18 protein-coding genes are annotated in these 22,106 nt (G+C 42.0%); 11 read left to right on the forward strand and 7 right to left on the reverse strand.

Translation table 11 applies throughout. The features are described from left to right. Nucleotides 1-84 precede the first annotated feature (84 nt). Nucleotides 85-2,568 carry a GGDEF and EAL domain-containing protein gene (locus HNW13_RS22400; protein ID WP_192116462.1) on the forward strand — a complete coding sequence of 828 codons (2,484 nt, stop codon included), beginning with the start codon at nt 85-87 and terminating at the stop codon, nt 2,566-2,568. Here HNW13_RS22400 and HNW13_RS22405 read toward each other — a convergent pair. Together HNW13_RS22405 and HNW13_RS22410 are read right to left on the reverse strand one after the other, a co-directional pair. Next, nucleotides 2,534-3,508 carry an alpha/beta fold hydrolase gene (locus HNW13_RS22405; RefSeq protein ID WP_192116463.1) on the reverse strand — a complete coding sequence of 325 codons (975 nt, stop codon included), beginning with the start codon at nt 3,506-3,508 and terminating at the stop codon, nt 2,534-2,536. The genes HNW13_RS22400 and HNW13_RS22405 overlap by 35 nt on opposite strands. A 65-nt stretch (nt 3,509-3,573) precedes the next feature. Beyond that, nucleotides 3,574-5,379: a DUF885 domain-containing protein gene (locus HNW13_RS22410; RefSeq protein WP_192116464.1), complete on the reverse strand. Its 1,806-nt coding sequence runs from the start codon at nt 5,377-5,379 to the stop codon at nt 3,574-3,576. A 216-nt stretch (nt 5,380-5,595) separates the two neighbouring features. On the opposite strand from HNW13_RS22410, the gene add reads away from it, so the two are divergent. After that, nucleotides 5,596-6,594 carry an adenosine deaminase gene (gene add, locus HNW13_RS22415; protein ID WP_101087463.1) on the forward strand — a complete coding sequence of 333 codons (999 nt, stop codon included), beginning with the start codon at nt 5,596-5,598 and terminating at the stop codon, nt 6,592-6,594. Nucleotides 6,595-6,667: 73 nt separating this feature from the next. Here the strand turns inward: add and hemN are convergent, their stop codons facing one another. From hemN to HNW13_RS22430, 3 genes are all read right to left on the reverse strand, one after another. Further along, nucleotides 6,668-8,044: an oxygen-independent coproporphyrinogen III oxidase gene (gene hemN, locus HNW13_RS22420; RefSeq protein ID WP_192116465.1), complete on the reverse strand. Its 1,377-nt coding sequence runs from the start codon at nt 8,042-8,044 to the stop codon at nt 6,668-6,670. Nucleotides 8,045-8,240: 196 nt separating this feature from the next. Then, entirely contained in the window at nt 8,241-8,990 is a 750-nt protein-coding gene (locus HNW13_RS22425; protein WP_059745304.1) for an NRDE family protein, read from the reverse strand. A gap of 55 nt (nt 8,991-9,045) precedes the next feature. Continuing rightward, nucleotides 9,046-10,632, reverse strand: a complete 1,587-nt coding sequence (locus HNW13_RS22430) for a metal transporter (protein ID WP_242445170.1) — start codon at nt 10,630-10,632, stop codon at nt 9,046-9,048. Nucleotides 10,633-10,949: 317 nt separating this feature from the next. Between HNW13_RS22430 and HNW13_RS22435 the strand changes: the two genes are divergently transcribed. The 3 genes from HNW13_RS22435 to HNW13_RS22445 all read left to right on the forward strand — a co-directional run bounded on the left by HNW13_RS22435 (nt 10,950) and on the right by HNW13_RS22445 (nt 14,941). Beyond that, complete coding sequence (locus tag HNW13_RS22435; protein ID WP_041412685.1) at nt 10,950-11,546, forward strand: YhgN family NAAT transporter; 597 nt, start codon at nt 10,950-10,952, stop codon at nt 11,544-11,546. Between the two features lie 207 nt (nt 11,547-11,753). Further along, nucleotides 11,754-12,071 carry a hypothetical protein gene (locus tag HNW13_RS22440; protein ID WP_102036395.1) on the forward strand — a complete coding sequence of 106 codons (318 nt, stop codon included), beginning with the start codon at nt 11,754-11,756 and terminating at the stop codon, nt 12,069-12,071. Further along, complete coding sequence (locus tag HNW13_RS22445) at nt 12,071-14,941, forward strand: immune inhibitor A domain-containing protein (RefSeq protein ID WP_192116466.1); 2,871 nt, start codon at nt 12,071-12,073, stop codon at nt 14,939-14,941. Before HNW13_RS22440 ends, HNW13_RS22445 begins: the two co-directional genes overlap by 1 nt. Nucleotides 14,942-15,031: 90 nt before the next feature. On the opposite strand, the gene HNW13_RS22450 is transcribed toward HNW13_RS22445, so the two are convergent. Next, on the reverse strand, nt 15,032-15,631 hold the full coding sequence (locus HNW13_RS22450; RefSeq protein ID WP_192116467.1) for a chorismate lyase: 600 nt from the start codon (nt 15,629-15,631) through the stop codon (nt 15,032-15,034). Nucleotides 15,632-15,757: 126 nt separating this feature from the next. Here HNW13_RS22450 and HNW13_RS22455 point away from each other — a divergent pair, with 126 nt between their 5' ends. After that, on the forward strand, nt 15,758-16,159 hold the full coding sequence (locus HNW13_RS22455) for a flagellar basal body-associated protein FliL (protein WP_101087457.1): 402 nt from the start codon (nt 15,758-15,760) through the stop codon (nt 16,157-16,159). After that, the gene (rlmF, locus tag HNW13_RS22460; protein WP_192116468.1) at nt 16,159-17,241 is read left to right on the forward strand and encodes a 23S rRNA (adenine(1618)-N(6))-methyltransferase RlmF; all 1,083 of its coding nucleotides are present in this window, start codon (nt 16,159-16,161) and stop codon (nt 17,239-17,241) included. The genes HNW13_RS22455 and rlmF overlap by 1 nt, the downstream gene beginning before the upstream one ends. Here the strand turns inward: rlmF and HNW13_RS22465 are convergent. Then, nucleotides 17,238-18,092: a formate dehydrogenase accessory sulfurtransferase FdhD gene (locus HNW13_RS22465; protein WP_162021982.1), complete on the reverse strand. Its 855-nt coding sequence runs from the start codon at nt 18,090-18,092 to the stop codon at nt 17,238-17,240. The two genes, rlmF and HNW13_RS22465, sit on opposite strands and share 4 nt — an antisense overlap. A gap of 347 nt (nt 18,093-18,439) precedes the next feature. On the opposite strand from HNW13_RS22465, the gene HNW13_RS22470 reads away from it, so the two are divergent. The 4 genes from HNW13_RS22470 to HNW13_RS22485 all read left to right on the forward strand — a co-directional run bounded on the left by HNW13_RS22470 (nt 18,440) and on the right by HNW13_RS22485 (nt 22,071). Beyond that, nucleotides 18,440-18,907: a DUF3305 domain-containing protein gene (locus tag HNW13_RS22470; protein WP_192116469.1), complete on the forward strand. Its 468-nt coding sequence runs from the start codon at nt 18,440-18,442 to the stop codon at nt 18,905-18,907. After that, complete coding sequence (locus HNW13_RS22475; RefSeq protein ID WP_192116470.1) at nt 18,904-19,560, forward strand: DUF3306 domain-containing protein; 657 nt, start codon at nt 18,904-18,906, stop codon at nt 19,558-19,560. Before HNW13_RS22470 ends, HNW13_RS22475 begins: the two co-directional genes overlap by 4 nt. A gap of 155 nt (nt 19,561-19,715) precedes the next feature. Continuing rightward, nucleotides 19,716-21,395 (forward strand): 4Fe-4S binding protein, encoded by a 1,680-nt coding sequence (locus tag HNW13_RS22480; protein WP_192116471.1) that lies wholly within the window; start codon nt 19,716-19,718, stop codon nt 21,393-21,395. A gap of 10 nt (nt 21,396-21,405) precedes the next feature. Continuing rightward, nucleotides 21,406-22,071, forward strand: a complete 666-nt coding sequence (locus HNW13_RS22485) for a molecular chaperone TorD family protein (protein ID WP_011635547.1) — start codon at nt 21,406-21,408, stop codon at nt 22,069-22,071. Nucleotides 22,072-22,106 lie beyond the last annotated feature (35 nt).

Consider the following 22,106-nt stretch of genomic DNA (forward strand, 5'->3'; position numbering starts at 1 on the left):
GCTATTAGGATTCATAACTATTTCTTTACTTATTGATAAGATTACCGCTAGCATATCTCATATATTTAATTGGGTGGGTCTATTTTGCCTCGGTTGCCAAAACTTTCTCTGTCTCTACTTGTTCCTGCATGTATCTTTATCCTTTACCTTGGCTTGGTATGTGGGGAGTATTTCTATGAGCATGCAGAGCTAAATGATCAGCTTGCATTAAGACAGTCAGAGCAAATACAGAAAGATTTATTTCGAATGCGGCATGTCGTTGAATCATCGCTGTTGACGCATGATTTAGAACGAATAGAGCAGGAGGTTGCTTTAGTTTCAACAGATCAAAACATGATGGTGTATGTGATACTTGATTCGAGTAGCGAAATTCAATTCGCTAATCATATTATTTGGCGAGAAAGTAATGCCACTAACGTGCTAGAAGGTTATTCTGCTGATTTACATAGAATTGTTATCACCAATAATAAACCTTATTTAAAGGTGAATTTGGACCGTTTATCGATTCAGGCTTACTATCCTCTTAATGCTAATTCTCGTTATAGTTATTCAAATTCTGTAGAGCTTATTTATCTAGAATATGACATTGCCAATATTTTATCAGAAGCGGTTGATAGTCTGTTAAAGCGATTTATAGAGATATGGGGGATTGGTGCTCTATTGTTGTCTTTATTCTGTGTCATGCTGCATTACTTACTGATTAGACCGTTAACTCAATTAAGCCAAGCCGCTAAAAACCTCGATTCTCCTGATTTCAATACTGATATCGTGTGCACATCGACCGAACTAGTTAACTTACGCGATTATTTGAATCAGGTTAATGGGCGGTTATCTCGCAGTAAAAAACGCCTCAATGATGCAGAGCAACGTTGGCTTTTTGTGGTTGAGGGGGCTCGTAATGGTATTTGGGATTGGTGTATTGCTACTGGCGATGTGTTTGTTTCTGATCGTTGGAAAGATATCCTAGGTTATCAACCTTATGAGCTCGATAATGATTATTCTGTTTGGGAGTCGCGTTTACATCGTGATGATAAGGCGCAGGTATTAAATACCTTACAGAATTACATCAGTAATCAACATGAATATTATGAAAGTGTGCATCGTTTACGTCATAAAGATGGACGATATATTTGGATTCTAGATCGTGGCAAAATAGTTGAGTGGGATGAATTAGGACGACCATTACGAATTATCGGCACAATAACAGATGTTTCTGGTGATGTAAAAAGCCAACATATTACAACCGATAAACAGGGTCATAGTGGTCTTACGGATTTAATTAATCGTGATGTATTAGCCGATCAGCTCTATGATTTACAGGTTCTTAGCCGCAAGACTGGTCAGTTTTCTGCACTGCTTATGATTAATTTAGATAATTTTAAATTAATTAATGATGCTTTGGGTCATCAACTTGGTGATAGATTATTAATGCAGATAGCAGCACGCTTATCTGGCACATTTTCTAGTGCTGGTTTGGTTGCTCGACTTGGCGCGGACGAGTTCGTTATTCTAGCCAAAAATTTTGGTAATGAAATTGATCAAGCAAGTAAACGTGCATTAGCATTGGCAAGTGAAGTGAGGCAGTTAATTGGCCGCGGTTACACCATTTCAGAGCAAAACTTATCAATTTCAGCTCGGATCGGATTAGTTGTTTTTGATGGTATTGAGTCATTAGAACCTCAAATATTATTGGCCCGTGCAGATAGCGCTCTGGAGCAAGCAAAAGATAGTCGCTCTAATGGTTGCGCTATTTATCAACCGGAATTAGACCAGAATCAAGTGCAACCATTCAAATTACAAAACGAGTTGAAACTGGCTATCCAGAACAAGCAGATGTCATTGGTTTATCAACCCGTTGTTGATCAGGCCGGGCAGCTCAATAGCATTGAAGTACTAATGCGTTGGTATCACCCACAGTACGGATATATTAGCCCTCGTAAGTTTATTGCGTCAGCTGAACTGTCTGATTGTATCTTTGAATTAGAGCTGTGGGCATTAGATCAAGTCTGTGAACTTATTCAAACACTGCAACAGGCAAATGCGACAGTTCCTTTAATGTCATTAAATGTATCTTCACGTCACTTTCATCAAGATCATTTTGTAAACGTAGTGATGAACCGAATCAATGCAGCACATGTCTCTCCTGCATTGTTTCAGTTCGAATTATCTGAAGATGTATTCGTGGTGAACGCTAATGTTGCCAGAAACAAAATAGCTGAGTTACAACGATTTGGTGTCAACATTGCGATGGATAATTTTGGTGGAGGTTCTTGCGCGGTCCATTTATTACAAGGTATTCGTTTTTCACAAGTGAAGTTAGCAGCTGTTTATATTGAGGACATAGAATATAACCCTGAAACCTTTAACATAGTGAATGCCATTGTTGAGTTTGCCACTAAGTTAAACTTCCCTGTAGTGGCTAAACAAGTCGAGAATAAGCAGCAACTCAATTTACTGACCCATGCAAAATGTACTTGGTTTCAAGGCTATATTATCAGCCGCCCATTAGCACATGACGACATTATTCAATTAATTAAGACACAGTTATCCTTGAGTGTTGTGCAATAAAGTCAATGGTATGAGATAGGGCGATATTACGCATGTTATCTTTTTCGATGAACACTTCGTGATATGCGCCTTCAATAATGACTTTATGGCAATGAGTACTTAGTGCTAAGTTTTGCGCCTCATTGCAGACAATAGTGTCTCTTTCAGCTTGCAAAATTAGTATCGGAGTTTGGCTGTGCTTAGCGTAGTCAATGCATTTCTCCGCTGCATCCATTGCCTCTAGTAACCAATGGTTAGTCGGTGAGCCTAACTGTGCTTTAGTGGTTTCTTCAAAGATGTTGCGATAGTGCTTATAGCGTTGTTGGCTATGAGTGAGTCGGTTGCGTTTAAAGCTGTCTGGTTTGTAATGAGTTCCCCCTATTACAAATGTACTGTGTACTTTATTTGCTTCCAGACGATTAGTATCAAGCTTTTGTGCTAGCCACCGAATGATGGGTTTTGTAAACGGTAATCGAATACCAAACATTGGAGCAGAGAAGACTGCTGCCGTAAACGTATTTGGGTGTTGATTAATGTAATCGCTGGCAATGGTGCATCCCATTGAGTGAGCGATGATAAATAGCTCATCATGCTGTTGTTGGCGTACGACCTGCTCAATAAATTGAGTTAAATCCTCGGTGTAATCGGTAAAGTTGGCAACATAACCCTGATGTGGATTGTGTGTCAGCCGGTCTGATAACCCTTGTCCTCGATGATCTAAAGCGTAAACGCTAAATCCTTGTTGGTATAAATCAAACATCAATTCTTGATATTTTATATAGGATTCAACTCTGCCATTGCTTATCACGATTGCGCGCTGATTGTTTGGATGTTGGATCATCGCATAGGCAATATTAATACCGTCATCAGTACCGAAACTCGATTGGTGTACTTGTTGCCAAAAGTGTCGTTGCTCACTGGTATCGAGCTTTAGTTCTGATGAAAATTTCATGTAATGCATAGTTATTAAGCCAGCTCATTTATATCTAAAGTATTGTGTGTTCGATGTATTTATCTGTCTGATTATCAGGTGCTTGCTTGTTTTATTATCGCCTTTTGGCTAGCAATAAACTCATCAACCATTTGTTCTAATACCGACATTGGGATAGAACCATTTTCTAAAATGGCATCATGAAACTTTCGGATATCAAAGTTTTTTCCTAATGCCTTTTCAGCCTTAGCCCGTAACCGTTTTATGGTTAATTCACCAATTTTGTATGACAACGCTTGGCTAGGCCAGGAAATATAGCGATCTATTTCAGTGGTAACGTTGTGCATTGAAAGTGCAGTATTACCGGCCATAAAATCTATCGCTTGTTGGCGGCTCCAACCTTTAGCATGCATGCCGGTGTCGACGACTAAACGCGCCGCACGCCACATCTCATAGGTTAGCCGGCCAAAGTTACTGTATGGGTCTTGATAAAACCCAGCTTCTAAGCCTAAATATTCTGAATATAAGCCCCAACCCTCACCAAATGCAGAGATGTAACTGTAACGTCTAAAATTAGGTAAGTCAGTGAGTTCTTTATTGAGTGATATTTGTAAATGGTGCCCAGGCACTGCTTCGTGTAGGGTTAGAGCTTCAAGCTCATAGAGTGGTCGCTTGTCTAAGGCGTAGGTGTTTACCCAATAATAGCCAGGCTCGTCGTCACGGTTTGAACCCGAGTAGCGCCCTGTGGTGTATTTAGGCGCAATTTCAGCAGGTACCGGTGCAATACCATAAGGTGTGCGCGGTAATTTGCCGAAATACTTAGGCAACATGGCATCTGCTTTTTTGGCAATAAATGCTGCTTCTTTAAGTAACTCATCAGCGTTTTTAGGATAAAACTGTGGATCCGTGCGTAAAAACATTAAAAAATCAGCAAAACTGCCTTTAAAGCCAACATCTTTAATTACCTGCTCCATTTCTGATCTTATACGAGCAACTTCTTGTAATCCAAGTTGATGGACTTGTTCAGCTGTCATCGGCAGCGTGGTGTAATACTCAACTCTGTTTTGATAAAACGCAGCGCCATCTGGTAAAGCCGAAGCCGCGATGTCTATTCGTGCGTTGGGAATATATTCTTGAGTCATGAAATCATAAAACTTTTGGTACAGAGGAAGCACGATTTGTTCTACGATTGTTCTACCTTGCTGGGTCAGCATATTTTTTTCTGCTGCGCTAAAATGGTCAGGATAGTGGGTAAACGGAGTAAAGTAGCCGCTGCTCTCAACCGGAACAATAAACGCGCTAATACTGTCTTCGAACCCATTCAGGGTGATTTTTGCTGGGGTAATACCGCTGGCTAAGCCTTGTTTGAGCCAATATGTTTGTTGGGCGAAATAGCGTGGTAATTGCTTAAGTTTAGCTAAATAGTGCTGATAATCTTCAATACTATTGAAGCGAGCTTTAGCAATAGACGCAATATAAGCATGAAAACCACTTTCAGCTGTTATCGGTAAATAGTGGTCATGAAACCGATACATGTCGACTTCGTTTTGTAGCTGGTCTTGCAAAATCTTAGCATTGATGACATCTGATTTGGATAAGTTTTTCCGGTCAAGCTGCTTAAGTGTATGGAGAATTTTGAGCGTCTGTTGGTTCTTTTCTGCTAATGTTTCTGCAGATAAATCGTCAAGCTTTGCAGCTACTGATGCATCTCCTAAACTGGCGGCTAACTCCGGTGAGTAAGCTAAATTAACCGCCCAACTCTGGTCTATAATTGCTTGTAAATCTCTATCTATCTGCGTTTGTTGGCCAGTGATTGGGGTATCAACCTGAGTCGTGGTTGAATAGCTACTACAACCCAATAAACTTAACATTATCAGTGCAGGTAGGATCAGCAAGCGCATCTATAGTCCTTTATGGTTTAATCTGTTTGTTAGCATTAGAGTATGCCCGATTTAAGTATAAAAAACACATTCCAAATTAGCGTTTGCTTTTTAGTGTGGTAGATTCCAGAAAAAAACATTGGCCATCAGAATTTGTATAAATACATGTTAAACTGAATACGATTCTCTGACCGACAAAATTAAACTAATGGCAGGGTAAGTTTATAGGGGTTAATTATGATAGATAAAACCATTCCGTTGGTTGATTTGCATCGACATTTAGACGGTAATGTTAATGTAAAAACTATTTGGGAATTAGGCCACCAACACGGTATTCAGTTACCCGCTAATTCGCTAGAAGAGCTTGCGCCATTTGTGCAAATCCAAGGGAAAGAGAACAACCTAGTCGATTTTTTGAAGAAACTAGATTGGATGGTCGCGGTATTAGCTGATCTAGATGCTGTAAAGCGTGTTGCTTATGAAAATGTTATTGATGCAGCATCGCAAGGGTTAGATTATGCTGAATTGCGCTTTAGCCCTTATTACATGGCGATGAATCATAATCTGCCCATTGAAGGTGTCGTTGAAGCCGTCATCGATGGTGTACGTGCAGGTGTAAAAGAGCAGGATATTAGCGTTAACCTCATTGGTATTATGTCGCGTTCTTTTGGACAAGAAAAATGCCGCTTAGAACTTGAAGGCATACTCGCTCATCGTGACAGCATTGTGGCGATGGACTTAGCCGGCGATGAACTTGGTTTCCCAGGCGATTTGTTTACTGAGCACTTTAAGCGTGTTCGAGATGCAGGGCTACAAGTTACCGCTCATGCTGGTGAAGCCGCGGGTGCTGAAAGTATGTGGCAAGCCATTAACGTACTGGGTGCAACCCGAATTGGGCATGGCGTGAATGCGATTCATGATCCGAAGTTGATGGAGTATTTGGCCAAGCATCGTATTGGAATTGAATCATGTCCAACTAGCAACTTACATACGTCTACCGTTCAAGATTACGATGTTCATCCACTGCGTAAATTTATGGATGCTGGTGTATTAATTGGTCTTAATACCGATGACCCAGGAGTGAGTGCTATTGATATCGCTCATGAATATCGTGTGGTTAAATCTGAAATGGGTTTCAGTGATAGTCAACTGGCGACATTGCAACGTAATGGGGTTGAAATGGCCTTTATGTCTGACAGTGACCGCAAAGCGTTATACGCTAAAAAAGCGAAGTAAATGGCGAATGTGAGTAAAAAAATAGCCAGCAAATGCTGGCTATTTTTGTATTCTACTTTGCATAAATAGTGAGTTAAATAACCCTTGAAAACTGTTGCTGACGAGCTTTTTGACGATAATATACATCAAAGCACATACAGATATTTCGAATAAGTAGACGACCGGTCGTGCTAACGGTAAGTTTGCGGTCTGTGATATCAACCAATTTATCATTAATGAATGTTTGCAACAGTTTTAGATCTTCAGCAAAATATTCATCAAAGTTAATAGCAAACTTTTGTTCAATTTTATCCATGTCTAAATCAAAATGACAGATAATCTGTTTAATGACCGCGCGACGAATTTCATCATCGTGATTTAAGCTACAGCCTTTCCATAATGCATGACCATTAGCATCAATAGATTCGTAGTATGGACGAATATCTTTTTGATTTTGGGCATAGCAGTCGCCAATTTGGCTGATAGATGATACCCCTAACCCAAGCAAGTCACATTCTTCTTGGGTTGTGTACCCTTGGAAATTACGATGTAATTTGCCGGCATTTTGTAACTTTGCCAACTCATCATTGGGTTTGGCAAAATGGTCCATACCAATAAATTGATAACCCGCATCTGTTAACGATTCTATCGTTTGGCGAAGCATATCTAATTTCTGTTGTGGAGCAGGCATATCATGTTCTTTAATTTTACGTTGTGCAGCAAAACGCGATGGTAAATGTGCATAGTTAAAGACCGATAGACGATCAGGCGATAGCTCAATAATGCGTGCAATGGTTTTTGCAAAGGTTTCTGGCGTTTGCAGCGGTAAACCGTAAATTAAATCAACGTTAGTGGACACGAAACCGAGTTCTTTAGCTCTGGCAATTAAGTCGAAAATAAATTGTTCATCTTGCTCACGGTTAACGGCAATTTGTACTTCTTTATTAAAGTCTTGAACACCAATAGACACCCGGTTAAACCCAGCTTCTTTTAAAGTGTCTAACATGCTGAGTTCTATCTCTCGCGGGTCAACTTCAATTGAGTATTCACCCACGTCAGCAAAATTAAAGTGTTGTTTAATTAGTGCCGTCAGTTTAAGAATTTGTTCAGGGCTTAAAAATGTCGGTGTTCCGCCACCCCAATGCATTTGGGTTACGGTATAATTTTTGAATAATGGGGCGCGTTTAATAATTTCAGTGGCCAGATATTCAATGTATTGATCTGCTTTGTGTGTGTGGCGAGTAATAATTTTATTACAACCACAGTAGTAGCAAAGCTTGGCGCAAAAAGGAATATGCACATATAGCGACAGTTTGTCTGACTTACTGTTTTTAATAGATGTCAGTAGATTTTGCTCAGTAAAGGCATCGTCAAACTCTAGTGCGGTCGGGTAAGAAGTATAACGGGGACCGCTGTAATTGTACTTTTCGATCATCGACTGATCCCAACTAATCTGAGTGGGCTGCTTCAAGGCGTGTCCTCCGGGAGTAAATTAGCAACAGGCGAAGTATGCAATGTTCGTGATCAAATAACCTTGATCTAGGTTGTAAAAATGAATGTTGCCTATGGTGATTAGTGAGGTTTAGCGATAGCTGATATGAAATAATGACCAGACTGTGCAGCAGGTCACAGTTTGTGTTTGGCGATTATTTAAGTAAGGCTGGTTTCTAGCCAAGGTTAAAACGTTGAGAGCCTAAATTGCGCGCCTTACCATCGTATCTCACTTCAGTAAGTTGTACTTTACCGCTGCGGTGTTTCAACACAATGCTCGTTGAACGAGTGCCGTATTCCTCATGTTCGATAAAAATAGATGATAGACGTCGCTCCCACTCAAGACTAATGCCTGTTTGAGGTAAATCTTGATCTTTGGGTTGAGAAGTATCGCGCATGATATTGAGTAATTGGTCTATGCAAGGTGATTGCATTTGTTTGATATAGCTTTGTAGCTGTTGCTGACCTTTAGCCATTTTAGGCCATATATCATCCAGCGCACCGTTACTCACAGCATGAAAACCAGGCTTAAGCAAAGTGGTCGTTAAGGTTTTACTGTTAAAGCAATGGAGTTGATTGTGCTGTTCGAAGACTAAATTAAACGGATTGTAGTTTATCGAGTGTTCAGTTAACCATTGGCTATTGATGTGTTGTTTGGTTAGCGCGTCAACGACTAACTCTCCACGACTGCGAACGCCATCTTGCTGTTCGATTGCTCGAATATTGGTTAGCCCAGCAAATTGACCCTGTTCATTAATTCCTAACCAAGTACCGCCGGCTTGTTTATCTTGCCCTGCGATAATGATTGGTGTTGTTGCCCAACGATAGGCGGGTTCGGTTGCTCTGTGATGAAATTCATCGCGGTTAGCACAGACAATTAAGGGGTAATCTGGATGCGCCTCAACGGCAATAAATAAAATACACATGACTGCCCCTTAAAAGTATCGACACCGCCATCATAACCTAATAAATCGATTATGATTAATGATGATGCTTATGTGTCGAAGCTGACTCGTGATGATGTGCAGCTTTGGTGTCTGAATGATGGCCGTGGTCATGGCTATGTGGTGCTGATTTTAGGTTGATCATCAAACGGCTTAAAAATTTTCGAGGTCCAAGTCGCAATAAGCTGGCGCCAAACAATAAAACGATTGCCACTAGACCAAGTATATTGGCCGCCTCAGGTAACTGTAATGTTAATGATGAGCTCAGAGTGAGTTGATCTGCCACCATTAATCCTACCAGTAAAATCCCGCCTAACATGAGTCCTTGTTTCCAATTCATTAACTTCAACTGGCCGATGCTGAGTACCGGCGCAGCGAGTAAAGTAAATGCCACTGCAATTTGGCTCCAACCACTGTAAGCCAAGGCAAGCGCCAAAATTACCGTGCCTAAATTACAAAAACGCATCGGTAAAAAGACTAATAGCAAAATAAATACCTGTAATGCGGGGTTCTCAAGCGGAACAGAGGGATGACCTATTAGGTTTGCTAATACTAAGCTAAGGATAATCCAGGGGGCACTTCGGTCGACTAATTGGCTAAAGCCAAAGCGCCAAGGTGACTCAGAAAGTGTTGGGTGCGGATCTGTTATATCAACTTTTGTCAGCGTCATTAGTGCCCCAATAGCTAATAGCCCCAATATTTGGTAAAGCGCAAACCAAGGGCCCAATAGTAATAAGGTAATTAACAATGCTTCAGGACCCGCTAGACGCTGCAACCAACGTAACCCTAGGGAAGGATGAGATGGGCGTAATCCAGCAGCAAACCTAGCGGTGGCGATAAAATAACTGCCTAATAAAATAGGAGAAATAGTCAGCAACCAACTAACGAATTGCTCTGAACCATGGTCTTTATGAGCGTGTTCATGGCCACCAGTATCCATCAGTAGCAGTAGGGCTAATAACCCTAAACCTAATAGGCTGCCAATGCCTGCTTGGTATTGATATTGACCTTGCTTGTCTTCTTGTTGATGACCATGAGGTTGATGTAATACCACGTGTAAAATAGAACCGGTAACAAAGGCTTGCAAGTAAACCGTGTTTTCAAGACTTAATTGAGTTAACAAATGTTCGCCAGCAAAGTAGCCGACGCTGGTTAATACCATCATTGCAGCTAAAACGGCGCTAGCCCATCGAGTGCCGACTTGAGGTTTGAGTAACCACCAAATAGCGACGCCAACAGGTAGGCGGTGCATGATCACGCCTAAGGCTAGAAGTGTCGAATTACCCTCTTGTTGTGCCAATACCATCGCTCCACCGTCTGTAATGGTGTGTAGTAATAGTCCGCCAATGCCGAGTGTGAGGGTGATGTTGTGGGTGATTTCTGAATATCGATGAAACAGTTTTTCACTGGCTGTCGGGCCCCAAACGCCAAGCATGACAAACAATAGCGTGATAAACCCACCATGCTCCAACAGTTCTGGCAAAATATGAATGAGCACCAATCCGCCAAGGGAGACGAATATAAATCCATCTAGGCCTTTTTGTAATCCGCTACCTGATGAAAAGAAGCGATAAAAAAGTGGCCCAAACAGCAGTGCAATACAGCTAGCGATTAGATAGAGCATGTTATCCAGAAATAAATCGAAAAAAACAACGCAGTATACCATTTTAAACCAGTATTGTAGCGTGTGAATATCTCAAGCTGAAAAATTTACTTAGAACCTATAGAGAATGCAGATCTAGTCATTGACGTTAAAGCCAAAAACCTTTTTCAGGTCATCACTTTGGTAAGTGTATGTGGCTATTTCTGATGAGGCATTATTCACTATTATTAACAACTAACGCCTTGTAATCATCAATAAACTGGCTGTTTTCATCGCTTATGTTACTGCGTTGGGTATACAATGTAGCCCATATTTTGTTAATTAAAAGATTGTTGTCCATGGATATTTTTTCTGCAGCCGTCATGTTGTTCCTGATTATGGATCCGCTGGGTAATTTACCTATATTCGCTTCCATATTGCGGCATATTGATCCCAAAAAACGCCGTAAAGTCTTAATCCGCGAACTGCTGTTTGCGTTGGTTATCATGTTGTCGTTTTTGTATGCTGGTGAAGCTATTCTTAACTTTCTGAACTTACGTTCTGAATCCGTTAGCATTGCGGGCGGCATTATCTTATTTTTAATCGCGATTAAAATGATCTTTCCTTCGCCGGGGGGCGTGGCTGGATTAGCCGCTGGTGAAGAGCCTTTTATTGTTCCGATGGCTATCCCGCTAATGGCTGGTCCATCTATTCTAGCGGCCTTGATACTATTGGCGCACACAGATAGCAGCCGCATGACCGATTGGACTATTGCGTTGGTCTCAGCATGGGGCATGAGTGCCGTTATTTTAATGTTCTATAAGTTGTTTACTCGTATCCTTGGTGAGAAAGGCTTAATCGCGGTAGAGCGACTCATGGGGATGGTATTGGTGATGATATCAGTACAAATGTTACTGGATGGAATATCAAATTATATCAACTCCACGGTAAATTAAGCTAAATTGTTATAGATAAACATGGTGCCAAGTAACTGCAGCAAGCCGACTCAACAGAGTCGGCTTGCTGCTTTTAGGCGCTGGGTTAATAGCCATTTGTATTAATTTTTAATCGAATAGATTTATTTACATTAAAGAATGTCTAATTTAATTGTAACCCTGTGGTTGCAACTGTTAATGTCATGTAATTATTGTTTGGGGTGAATTATGAAATATATTATCGTCATGTTGGGGCTTGTTTTTATGACCTTGCAAGGGTGTCAAAATCAGTCAGCAGCATCAAAGGTAGACGAACAAGCAGCCACTGTAGTGGTAACCAAACCATTAATTAAAGATTGTGGTCCGAGTGCGATGCCACCTTTACGTGATCGCACCAAATTAACTGAAAATTTGCGCAAGAAAGGGCTCATCACCGCGGACATGGATCAAGCACAAATAGATAAAATTGTTGCTGATTATATAACTAAACGCCAAAAAGCATTTGAAAAATGCCATAAACCAACACCAAATACAGGTAAGTCGTAATGAGTAAGTTGACTAAATATCAAGGGTTAGCCGTTTCATCTTTATTGCTTGCATGTAGCAGCATGGCTGTTGCTGCTCCACAAACAGGTACACCTGCAGATGCAGGGCTAATTAATGAACAACAAGTATTGTATTGGTTAATTAAACGCGGCGAAGTGAGTGCTGATGCCAGCGAAGCTGAAAAACAAGCTGCTGTAGATGCTTTTGTAAGCCGTGGTCGAAATGCTACTTTTAAACCTGCTGCCATTGAAGTGAAAGCGGAACAATTACGCATTAAACGCTCAGCGCAAAAAAACACTAAAAGTGTTCAATATGCCGCAGCAAATAATAAAGTTTTAGCCGATCAAGATATTACTAAAACGGTAAAGGTGTTAGCTGTGCTGGTGGACTTTCCTGATTTACCTCACGATGCTAACCAGCTTGAGGTGGGTGATACTGACATGTATTACAGCAGCTACCCAACATCACATTATCAGCAACTGCTATTTTCAAAAACCGGTTTTACAGGCCCAAGTAATCAAACCCTGCAATCGGCTTATCAGTATTTTCAGGCGGTGTCGGGTAATAGCTTTTATTTTACTGGCCAAGTGCAAGACTGGGTAACCGCAGACAACAATGCCGCTTATTACGGTGGTAATGATGTTGATGAAAATGACAAGGCAGTACCTGAGCTAGTAAAAGAAGCCGTCACCAAAGCAGTAAGCGGTATGAGTGATACTGAACTTGAAAGCTATGATATTGAAGACCCTTTCGATATCGATGGCGACGGTAATTATGATGAAGCAGACGGTATTATCGATCACGTGATGCTGTTTCATTCAAGCATCGGTGAAGAAGCTGGTGGTGGAGTATTGGGTGAGGATGCCATTTGGTCGCATCGTTTTTATGTCGATTCAAATACCAATGGTTATATTATTCCTGGTCGCTCCCTTAAGGTATTCGGTTACACCGTGCAGCCAATCGATGCAGCGGCTGGAGTATGCACCCACGAGTTTGGTCATGACTTAGGCTTACCAGATGAGTACGACACCACTAATAGTGGTGATGGTTCACCTGTAGGTGCTTGGTCGTTGATGTCTGGCGGTAGCTGGACGGGTAGCATTGCTGGTGCTCAACCAAGTGGATTTAGCCCGTATGCAAAATCTTTCTTACAGCAAAAATACAAGGGTAAGTGGGTTAATGAGCAGCATATATCTCTGGCCGATTTAACCAGTAGCGGTACCGCTGTGCAACTTAACCATGCCGTCAATACTGATGCCGTAAACCAGCTATCTATAGCACTACCCGCTGAGGCTGTTGCTTTTAAAGCACCACTAACGGGTCAATATCAGTATTATTCGGGTCAGGGTAATATGATCAATAATGCCATGTCATTTGATGTGACCTTACCATTAGATACGCCATTAGCATTATCATTTCAAGCCCATTGGGACATTGAAGACGATTATGATTATGTGCAGGTGTTGGTTGATAGCGTTGCTATAGAAGGTAACTACACAAATAGTACAAATTCAATTTACCCTACGGTAAAACACTCTATTAGCGGTAAATCGAGCGACATTAGTACCGCTTATGGAAGCGATGCCTGGGTTGATCTAATATTTGATTTGAGTGCATATGCCGGTCGTGATGTGCAAATCAGCGTGGTCTATAAAACCGATGAGGCCGTTGGTGATTATGGTATGGCGATTGATGATATTCAATTAACTAATCAAGGCACGGCATTTTATATCGATGGCGCCGAATCAAGCGGCATTGCAACGCTATCCGGTTTTAGCCGAATTGAAGACAGTCTTGCTGGTAAAGCGAGACGTTACATTGTGCAATTACGCAGCCACCAAGGTGTAGACGCTGGGCTGGTTTATGACAAATACGAACCCGGTGTGCTGTTATGGTTAGAAAACTTTAATCAAACCGATAACAATGTGTCAGAACATCCTGGAAAAGGGTTAATTGGCGTGGTCGATGCAGACCAAAATTTGATTGGCAGTCAATCTACTGATGTGCAAATTCGCGATGCAGCATTTAGCTTATTTGCTCAAAGTTCATACAGTGGTGATAGCCACTTAGCCGCCGAGCCGCTATTTGACGACAATCGTGATTACAGCGCGCCGCTAAAACCACAGGCTGGGCTGATATTGCCTGAGTTAGGCCTAACCATGCAAGTCACAGAGCAAGCAACAGACAGCAGTACTGCAACCGTTGAATTTGCTTTGTCTGACAGCAGCGTGCTACCACCGGTGACACTTGTCGCCGACATTAATGCACAAGCAACCGGTGCAGATGTTAGTTTTAATGTGGTCGTGAGTGGCGGCACTGATTACACTTATACATGGTCGTTTGGCGTGAATAATGCCACCAGTACCGATACTGCCCCTAGCTATACTTATTCCACATCGGGTGATTATAACGTCAGTGTTATTGTTACCGATGGCGCGGGTAATACCGTGACAGCAACCGACGTCGTCCGAGTGGTTATTCTGCCAATAGCTGCTTTTACTTTATTACCGACGAACTTAACTGTGGCTCTGACAAACACCTCCAGCCAAGGTTTTGGTAACTTGACTTATCAATGGAATTTTGGCGATAGCAATACTAGTACCGCTCAAAACCCAAGTCATACCTATACAGCCGCTGGCAGTTATACTATTACCTTAAAGACCACAGATTCTCAGGGTAACGAGTCGACAGCCAGTCAAACAATCACAGTATCGTCGCCAATAGTGGCAGTGACTACCCCAACCCCAACCACAACCACAACCACAACCACAACCACAACCACAACAGATAGTGGTAGTAGCGGTGGTAGTTTGGGGTGGTTAAGTGTATTAATGCTCGGTCTATTGGGCTATCAGCGCAAACGAGTTTAATCTCTCGTAGCAAACAACAGAAACGCCCATAAGGACGTTTTTTATTTTGATTATTGAGTTAGGTTTACAAGATGCTGAGTAGCATTAACCTTAAGTGCTTTGATTGATATAATCGACAGCCGCAGGCAGAAATATTTCGCTAACAATAAGCTGTGAACCGTGCAAGTTAAAGTAACGTCTACGCCCCCATAAACTACTGTTAACCTGTTGATTTAAGCTGGTGGCTAGTGCTGCTAAACGGCCACAGGTTTCAAACTGAGCGACTTCAATATTGCCGGGAGTAATGTCTAGGCTATTAAACAATAACTCACCTAAAGGTCGGGTGCCAAGGCGAGTAAAATCATTATGTTTATCATCAGCATTTTGATTATTAGGGGATTGAGTGCCTAAAATAGTCTGTGGGATCAGTGTGCGGGCAAATACCCAAGGGGTGCCGTCAAGACACAATAATACTTCGCGGACCCAAACAGGGTTAGTTTGAGCAGGAAATTCATCTGCTAGAGGCTCAAGTAAATGCTCGCCTAACACTTTCACTTCAAAGTGTTTGCAGTGTGTCTTGAGGCGCTGGGTCAAACTTCCGGTTGCTAATAGCCACTCTTTAAGTTGACTATGAGGCAATGAATCGATCTTTTGTGGCGAAAACCAATGAATTGATTCACCATAAGGAAAGCTAATACTGGTCACGTTCATCTAAAACTCGTTACAATATATCTCAACGGCAGTAGTCTATCATGTCAAAGATGAGCAAACACTCTTAGGGAGTGGGCACGATGGCTTATTTAATTAACGTTCCACATTGAAAGGGTGTCTCTCACTATGAAAAAATTGGTTTCAACGTTAGTTATGCTGTGTTGTTTCGCATTTAATGTCCATGCAGCTGATGAACCAGCCCTCGAAGATTATGCTTATTACGGTTTTGAGCCTGATATTGTGACTAACTATATTTCTAACCGTAAAAAGTTAGGTTTTGTTAAAATCAGTGTCGAATTGATGGTAAAAGATCCGAACGATTTAATGAGCTTAGAACATCATGATCCTTTATTACGCTCGGCCATTGTTGAAATTTTGGGTAATCAGTCAGAAGAAAAGGTTAAATCCTTATCTGGTCGTGAAGAGATCCGCCGTGAATGCTATGAGACCGTCAACCGCCTTATGGAACAAGAAGTCGGTCGCTCTATTGTGGTTAACTTATTATTTACTAAATATTTATACGATTAATGACTCGCTCAACAACGCCTCCGATGCGAGCCAAGCATAATGCAGCTAAGCGCTCGCCAAGCCGATCCGCTACCAAGGTTAATCCTGTTTCTGTGAAGCCTAACAAGCCTGTGTTATCAAAATCATTGCATCCGCGTAATGCCCATCTACAGGGTTATGACTTTGCTGCATTGATCGTTGCTATGCCAGCACTAGCCGCTTTTGTTCGGCCAAATCCTTATGGTAATCCTTCCATTGATTTTGCTGACCCAAAAGCGGTAAAAAGCCTTAATGCAGCATTATTGCTGAGCGAATATCACATTAATGGTTGGGATATTCCTGAAGGATATTTATGCCCGCCAGTACCAGGACGAGTAGACTATTTGCATTACATTGCTGATTTATTAGCGGTTAAAGGCAAAGTAGTCAAAGGGGCAAGTATTCGAGGGTTAGATATCGGCACTGGTGCCAATGGCATTTATCCATTGCTGGGTATTCAAGCCTACGGTTGGCAATTTGTGGCGTCCGATATTGATCCTGTGTCTATCGACAATGTTGCTAAAATTGCTCAGCAAAACGCCCAGATTACCACTCATTTACAGTTAAGATTACAGCCGCAACCGGAGCATATATTTAAGAATATCATCACTGCAGATGAACGGTTTGATGTCACCTTGTGTAATCCACCGTTTCATCGCTCACTCGCTGAAGCTTCCGAAGGTTCATTACGGAAAGTCAAAAATTTAGCCAAAAGCCAGCAACAAAAACATGGTCAACAATCGCGTAAGTTAGCGGTTAGTCAGGCTAAACCGACGCTTAATTTCGGCGGTCAAAAAGCCGAGTTATGGTGTGATGGTGGTGAGCAAAAATTCTTAGCCAACATGATCAAGCAAAGCCATGATTATGCCAACCAAGTGCTATGGTTTACGTCACTCGTGTCAAAGTCGGACAATCTCAAACCTTGTTATCAACTACTTAAACAGCTTAATGCTGTGGAAGTAAAAACTATCGAGATGACACAAGGTAATAAAGCGACCCGTATTTTAGCGTGGAGCTTTTTAGCCCCAGCAATACGCCAACAATGGGCCACATTACGTGCTTAATCTTTAGTGGCATCAAACTCAATCGTTTCACTGCCGTGATACACCAAAAAATGTCGCCCTTTAGCACGAGCTATCAAGGTAATGCCCATTTGTTTGGCCAAATCTAGGCCCATTTGGGTAACGCCGCTGCGTGACAACAATACTGGTATGCCCATTTTGGCGACTTTGATGACCATTTCTGATGTTAATCTGCCTGTAGTGTAGAAAATCTTATCGTGTCCCGTTTGCTGATCTAACCACATATCTCCCGCCAACGTATCAACGGCATTGTGGCGGCCAACATCTTCAACAAATGCTAAAATTTGTTCGTCTTGGCATATTCCGCAACCATGCACAGCGCCGGCATTTTTGTAGGTTTCATTATAAGCATTGATATTGCCGAGTAAGGCATAAATAGTCGATTGTTTGAGTGATGGAGTAGGTAAATCAATCTCATCCAAGCCTTGTAAAAATCCACCGTAAACAGTGCCTTGGCCACAACCGGACGTCACTGTTTTTTCGGCCAATTTCTGCTCAATATCTTCAGATATCTCTTGGGTTATCACCGCCGCTGAGCTGACTTCCCAATCAACGATAACCGACTCTAATAGACTTAACTCGCTAATAAACCCCTGGTTTTTTAAGTAGCCAATAGTGAGTGACTCTGGTTTAGCCCCCAATGTCATTAAGGTTACGATAGGACGCCAATTTAAATATACGGTTAATGGTCGTTCGCAAGCGACAAATTTATCGACGACCTGGCCTTGTTCGTTGATGGCTTTAACTGCAATGGTGAGCGGAACCTGCGTGTTGGTTTTAACAAACTTTATTGCATTGCGCTGCAAAGATGTGGCTGAAACAGATTGAGTCATAAGCGAGATAGCCTCTTAGTGGGTCATTCATAGATTGAAAGAATAGGCAGAGTTTGCCTGCTTCAACACTTGATGATCATAGCAATTATTATTCCTTAAACTGAAAACAACTTGTCTAAGCGTGATCTGGCGCAAATCTTCACAAATTCAATGAATTTGGCGCGTATTAATGTCCCACCTAAAATTGCACTGTGGACATATTGTCCTATTCTTAGGAGGGATTTCGGGATCTAGTTCAAAGTTAATTTTACTTTTTAGTTGGCATCATTTTTGCTCCTATTTTAGTTATAAACAAATCAATCAAGTGTATTTCAATACACATATTCATGTCAGAGGTAAGCATTACCATGCAACACACCGACACGATTTGGCCAATGTATGTTTCATTGAAAAAGGTTCAAACCCAAGTAGGGCGCTGGACATCTGTTCGCTGGGAGCTGGATCAAATGGTTCCAGCAACAGAGCAGAAACCAGACAATTCTGTTTTGGTGCCACTGGAATTGTACAAAGATCAACGTGGTAGTTATCGCATCAATCTCGATATGGATAATGCAACACTCTTTATTGTGTGCGATGAATTGATTGATGGCACATGGGTGCCTGCGATGATCTCTGCCGACCAACACGTGAGTGCCGGTTGCCTAGAATCAGATACTCCAGTGCTCAATATTCCCATGCCTAGCGCCATTGCCTGTTGGATAGAGGCATTCATCACTCGTCACGGCGAAGTGGAAATCAGCGCTCATAGACGCAAGCATGTGAACCGCCGTAAAAATGAAGGGCCGAGCGCGAATCGCTCTGGAAATATGCAATGAGCGATAAAGCAGAAGGTCTTCTTAACCGTTGGGAAATTAGGCGTCAGCGGGTTGCTGAAGAGGCTAAACAAGAAGAGTTGTTGCAACAGGCACAAGAAAAGCCTGATGACTTCAACATACTAACAGCTGAACCAATCGAAGACGTTAGCGCTATAGATGCGGATGAGGTGGCAGAGCCAGAAGCATTACCAGACCCAAACTCGATTGAAGTAGGTGGCAGTTTTGCCCGCTTTATGGCCAAAAGTGTCGACCCAACGACTAAAGCTGCTGCGCTACGAGCATTATGGAAACAGCCACAATATGGTCATATCGATGGGCTGCTTGAATATGCATTGGATTATACCAATCAACCGCTATTGTCAGCGGATGTATCTGCAGAGTTGGCCAGTAAAGTGTTTCGATATGTCATTGAAAAAGAAAAGCCTGAGCCAGAATTAGATGCTGACTTAGCGCCAACTGACTTAGCTGACCCCGCTGAATTAGCACCAAACGAATTAGCCGAACAAACCGACTCGATAGCCGAAGAGGACTCAATCGATTTAGCCGATAATGATGCAACAACGATTGCGGCGTTATCGCAAGCAGAACAACCGCTTTACCAGGATGATGATCTGATAAAGCAAGCTGTCGCCAGTGATGAGGCGAAAGCGTAATAACGACACCGTCACAAGATGAATATGACATAAATAAAAGTCGTTAGTTACAGATTTAGAACAAGTTAATGTCAATCTATTACGTGCAATAAGCGTGAACAGTGAACTGAGCTATCACTGTTAATGAGGTATAAAAACCGATAATTGGGAACGCAATGAGTATAAGAAAAAACCAGCCACAGCTGAAACAAGCACGACAACAGGTGATGGCGAATACGCAGATTTTGCAAAATTTAATTCCGCCCACTGTTAGCTATATCACCCAGGGGCATGTGCTTATTATTGGGCCTGAAGATCTCGCGCGTTTAGCTGCGGACAAATTGTCCACAATGGCAAGCCGAGTCATTTTAGCCAATGAAGCGATCACTAACCAAGATGAAACTCACCTTGAAGCGGTGATGAATGCTGCCACTGATGTTGAAAGTTATTACAATAAATTGGCCAGCGTAAAAGGTTTTTTAGGCCAGTTTCAGGTCAAAGTTGAAGGTGAAAGCGGTATTACCGAACTAAGTGTGGTCGCCATACGCCAAGCGCACTTTGATATTGTGCTCGATTTAAGCCACAGCCCATGCATTAACCTTGAAATGCTTCCTCCTGGTTACTTTTATGTCGGCCAAGACAGCGATTTACTTGCCGATGCGATTGCCAGTATTCCAGAGTTAATCGGTGAGTTTGATAAACCGCGCTATGTCCGAGTTAACAGCGATATTTGCGCTCATGATAAACACGGTTTAAACGGTTGTAATCGTTGTTTAAACTTTTGCCCTGCTGATGCCATTAGTAGCGTTGCACATAAAATTGAAATTGACCCTTATCTTTGTCATGGCGCAGGCAGCTGTACTAATGCATGCCCAACTGGGGCGCTAAGCTATGATTTACCAACCCCAGCCTCACTGCATACTTACCTCGAAAAGTTAATTAGTCGTTATCGTCAAGAAGCGCAAACTGCCCCAGTAATATTATTTCATGACAATGAAGCTGGCGCAGAATGGATTAACGAGCAGCTAAGCGGTGACGTGTTACCTGTTGCAATGGAAGAAATCACTGTAGCAAGTATTGATCATTGGTTGGCTACATTAGCCAATGGTGCACGCGAAATTTTAATTCTACACACTCCGGTTACGGCACCAACATTACTGCAAATGCTTAAAGGTGAGTCTACATTAGCCAATCGCATACTCGACCAAATGGGACAGCCACAACGGATTCGTTTAATTACCCCGTCAGAGCTAACCCAGTTAGATGAGGCGCTAGCCATTAGTTTAGCTTGGCCAGTGATAATGCCGATGACCTTGAACGCTATCGAACCTAATACCAATGTAAAACGCAATATTATGTTCCAAGCGATTGACCACCTAAATGGTCAAGCTGCAGGTGTTGATGACGTGTTAACCATGACGAATATTCCCTACGGTATGGTTAGCATTAACAGTGACAAGTGCACATTATGTTTGTCGTGTGTGTCAACGTGTCCAACCCAAGCGTTAAAGGATGGCGGCGACGCTCCTGCTCTTAAATTTGTTGAGCAAGATTGCGTCCAATGCGGTTTATGTGAAGCGGCCTGTCCCGAAAACGTCATTAGTTTACTACCTCAAATCAACTTCAATCAGTCTACAAGACAACAAGTTCAAGTATTAAAACATGAGCCTCCGTTTGAATGTATTCGATGTGGTAGTGAATTTGCCACCCAATCTATGGTGAAAAAAATAATTGAGATGGTAGGTGAACATAGTGCGTTTAGCGCCAATATTGAACGTTTGAAAATGTGTGGCGATTGCCGTGTAAAAGACATGTTTGAAGACATCCTTGACGATCCAGAAAAGCAATTGCAATAAGAGATCTCCTATGACAGAAACAGGAAGACAAGTAAGTGAGAATGATCAGTTAAGAGCCGATATATATCAGTTGCTGGCTGCGTTATTTCGTCGCCAACCCAATACTGAGTTATTACAGTTTTTAGCTGGTTTAGAGGTAGAGGCCGAGGATGGCAATACCATGAGTCAAGCATGGAATGCGTTAAAACTGGCAGCAGAAAATAGTGATACCAACACCCTAGAAGATGAATACTTTGCCATTTTCTTAGGCGTAGGCAGTGGTGAGATTATGCCTTATGGCAGCTGGTTTATGACTGGCTCTTTAATGGATAAACCCTTAGCGGCATTGCGGAGTGACTTGATGCTACTAGGCTTTGAACGTGAAGAGAATGTTAAAGAACCAGAAGATCATGTCGCTGCATTATGCGAAGTCATGGGCTGCTTAATTTTAGAAGCACCAGGTTACCGTCAATTAGCGTTTTATCAACGCCATATTGGCAGTTGGATTATACGTTTTTGCGATAATTTGGCTAAAACACCTAGTGCTAATTTTTACCTAAACGTCGCGCAATTAGCTAAAGCATTTTTTACCGCTGAAGCCAATGAATTTGAACAACTGAGTTTGGATATTCCGGTGAATTGTCCAGGTAGTGCTGACTTAGATCCGCTTGAAGAAGAGGTTGTACAAATTAACTAAACTGGATGACGGCTTATTTAGCCCCATCTTTATTT

Origin of the sequence: Shewanella sp. BF02_Schw (assembly GCF_014596695.2) — a bacterium.
Taxonomy (GTDB): Bacteria; Pseudomonadota; Gammaproteobacteria; order Enterobacterales; family Shewanellaceae; genus Shewanella.

Excerpts from the sequence above, each read along its gene's own strand:
- HNW13_RS22435 (WP_041412685.1), top strand. The coding sequence starts at position 10,950 with ATGGATATTTTTTCTGCAGCCGTCATGTTGTTCCTGATTATGGATCCG.
- HNW13_RS22485 (WP_011635547.1), top strand. The coding sequence starts at position 21,406 with ATGACAGAAACAGGAAGACAAGTAAGTGAGAATGATCAGTTAAGAGCC.
- HNW13_RS22470 (WP_192116469.1), top strand. The coding sequence starts at position 18,440 with ATGCAACACACCGACACGATTTGGCCAATGTATGTTTCATTGAAAAAG.
- rlmF (WP_192116468.1), top strand. The coding sequence starts at position 16,159 with ATGACTCGCTCAACAACGCCTCCGATGCGAGCCAAGCATAATGCAGCT.
- HNW13_RS22445 (WP_192116466.1), top strand. The coding sequence starts at position 12,071 with ATGAGTAAGTTGACTAAATATCAAGGGTTAGCCGTTTCATCTTTATTG.
- HNW13_RS22475 (WP_192116470.1), top strand. The coding sequence starts at position 18,904 with ATGAGCGATAAAGCAGAAGGTCTTCTTAACCGTTGGGAAATTAGGCGT.
- HNW13_RS22465 (WP_162021982.1), bottom strand. The coding sequence starts at position 18,092 with ATGACTCAATCTGTTTCAGCCACATCTTTGCAGCGCAATGCAATAAAG.
- add (WP_101087463.1), top strand. The coding sequence starts at position 5,596 with ATGATAGATAAAACCATTCCGTTGGTTGATTTGCATCGACATTTAGAC.
- HNW13_RS22455 (WP_101087457.1), top strand. The coding sequence starts at position 15,758 with ATGAAAAAATTGGTTTCAACGTTAGTTATGCTGTGTTGTTTCGCATTT.
- HNW13_RS22410 (WP_192116464.1), bottom strand. The coding sequence starts at position 5,379 with ATGCGCTTGCTGATCCTACCTGCACTGATAATGTTAAGTTTATTGGGT.
- HNW13_RS22440 (WP_102036395.1), top strand. The coding sequence starts at position 11,754 with ATGAAATATATTATCGTCATGTTGGGGCTTGTTTTTATGACCTTGCAA.
- HNW13_RS22405 (WP_192116463.1), bottom strand. The coding sequence starts at position 3,508 with ATGCATTACATGAAATTTTCATCAGAACTAAAGCTCGATACCAGTGAG.
- HNW13_RS22425 (WP_059745304.1), bottom strand. The coding sequence starts at position 8,990 with ATGTGTATTTTATTTATTGCCGTTGAGGCGCATCCAGATTACCCCTTA.
- HNW13_RS22480 (WP_192116471.1), top strand. The coding sequence starts at position 19,716 with ATGAGTATAAGAAAAAACCAGCCACAGCTGAAACAAGCACGACAACAG.
- HNW13_RS22430 (WP_242445170.1), bottom strand. The coding sequence starts at position 10,632 with ATGCTCTATCTAATCGCTAGCTGTATTGCACTGCTGTTTGGGCCACTT.
- HNW13_RS22450 (WP_192116467.1), bottom strand. The coding sequence starts at position 15,631 with ATGAACGTGACCAGTATTAGCTTTCCTTATGGTGAATCAATTCATTGG.